Genomic DNA, 2011 nt, shown 5'->3' with positions numbered 1-2011 from the left:
GGGGTGTGCCACGCGAGCACGTGGCGCGGCTGGGTGGGCTGGGCCCAGTCCACGTGGACGGCGCGGGCCTTCGTCTGCGCGGGCTCGGCGGGGATGGCGACGGTGGCCAGCTCGCGCTTCCAGTTGCCGTAGTGCTTCGTCACGGCCTCCAGCACCTGGGCATCGTCGAAGTCACCGACGATGAAGAGGGTGATGTTGGCGGGGGTGTACCAGCGCTCGAAGAAGGTGCGGCTGTACGCGTAGGCCTGCGGCATGGCCTTGATGTCGTCGTAGAAGCCGAGCGTGGTGTGCTGGTACGTGTGGCGGGTGAAGGCCGTCTTCGCCAGGGACTCCTCCATCTTGAGGTCCGGGGCGGCGGCGCTCTTGTGGTACTCGCCGAGCACCGCGAGCGCCTCCGTCTGGAAGGACGGCTCGGAGTACTCCAGGTGCTGGAAGCGGTCCGCCTCCAGCGCGATGAGCTGCGGCAGGCCGGCGGTGGGGCCGTAGGCCTGGTAGACGGTGATGTCGTCGGTGGTGAAGGCGTTGTCGTCGAAGCCGTAGCCGCCGAGGATGCGCTCGCGCTGACCCTCGGGGTTGGACTTCGTGCCCTTGAACATCATGTGTTCGAAGAAGTGGGCGAAGCCGGTGCGGCCCGGTTCCACCTCGTTGCGGGAGCCCACGCGCACGGAGGTGATGTACGCGACGATGCCGGGCGAGTTGAACGGCACGCGCACCACGGTGAGCCCGTTGGGCAGCTTCGTGGTCTTCAGCGTGTAGGGGAAGAAGCGGGAGGACTCCTGGGGCTGGGCGGAGGCCGGGAGGACCGGCGCCAGCATCAGCAGCAGGAGGGGCAACAGGCGGGGCATGCGCGAACCCTTTCGGTGCCGGGCCCGCCCATGTGCTCGCGAGCGCTCCCGGAAGTCGCGCGGGACGTTACGCCCAAGGTCGTGCTCCCAGGGGAGGGATTCTTCGGGCGAAGGCCGCGGTGTCCGCCAGCGTCACACGGAGATGACGATCTTCCCGAAGTGGCCGCCGGACTCCATGTAGCGCAGGGCCTCGCGGGCCTGCTCGAAGGGGAAGACGCGGTCGATGACGGGCTTCGTCTTCTGGGGCGTCATGGCGCGCAGCATGTCCTCGAACATGACGCGGCTGCCCACGTAGGTGCTCACGACGCGCAGATGCTTGCTGCCGGTGACGGCGTTGTCGGGCTTGCCCGGGGCGCCGGTGAGCAGTCCGATGAGCGCGATGTGGCCGCCCTCGCGGGTTGCCTTCACGGACTGGGGCAGCGTCGCGGCGCCGCCGACCTCCAGCACGTGGTCCACGCCCTGGCCGTCCGTGAGCGCGAGGACCTCCTTCGCCCAGTCCGGCGACTTCTTGTAGTTGACGAGCCCCTCCGCGCCGAGCTGCTTTGCCTTCGCCAGCTTGTCGTCGCTGCTGGAGGTGAGGATGACGCGGGCGCCGAGGATGCGGGCGAACTGGAGGGCGAAGATGGACACGCCACCGGTGCCCTGGGCGAGCACTGTCTGCCCGGGCTTGAGGCCACCCTGGGGGACGAGCGCGTTCCAGGTGGTGACCGCGGCGCAGGGGAGGGTGGCGCCCTCTTCGTAGGTGAGCCAGTCGGGCAGGAGCGCGAGCCCCTCGGCGTCCAGGCAGACGTATTGGGCGAGGACGCCGGGAACGCCGCCGCCGAGCGCATGGGCGACCTTCTCCGGGGTGCGCTCACCGTCGGTCCAGACCTGGAAGAACGTGGGGGCGACGCGGTTCCCGACCTTGACGCGGGTGACGCCGGAACCGACGGCGACGACTTCGCCCGCGCCGTCGGAGACGGGGATGACGGGGGGCTTGGTGCCCGGGTAGGTGCCCTTGGCGATGATGAGGTCCCGGTAGTTGAGGGACACGGCGTGGATGCGGACGAGCGCCTGGCCGGGGCCGGGTTGCGGCCGGGGCTTCTCGACGGGGACCCAGCCGTCGATGCCGGTGGTGTGCTGGAGCTCGTACGCCTTCATGGGGGTGACTCCGGGAGGGGAGAGGG

At 69.9% G+C, this 2011-nt stretch carries 2 protein-coding genes; both read right to left on the bottom strand.

From position 1 onward, the window contains the following. A partial coding sequence (locus D7Y13_RS41150; protein WP_147452635.1) for a M16 family metallopeptidase occupies window positions 1-845 on the bottom strand: 845 nt, incomplete at its 3' end. A 132-nt stretch (window positions 846-977) separates the two neighbouring features. Then, a complete protein-coding gene (locus D7Y13_RS41145) occupies window positions 978-1985 on the bottom strand; it encodes a zinc-dependent alcohol dehydrogenase family protein (RefSeq protein ID WP_120586184.1) in 1008 nt (335 codons plus the stop codon). Between the last annotated feature and the right edge of the window lie 26 nt (window positions 1986-2011).

The organism is Corallococcus praedator, assembly GCF_003612125.1.
Taxonomy (GTDB): Bacteria; Myxococcota; Myxococcia; order Myxococcales; family Myxococcaceae; genus Corallococcus; species Corallococcus praedator.
Note: the sequence above shows the minus strand (reverse complement) of the source record. Positions and strands in the feature narration are given on the sequence as shown.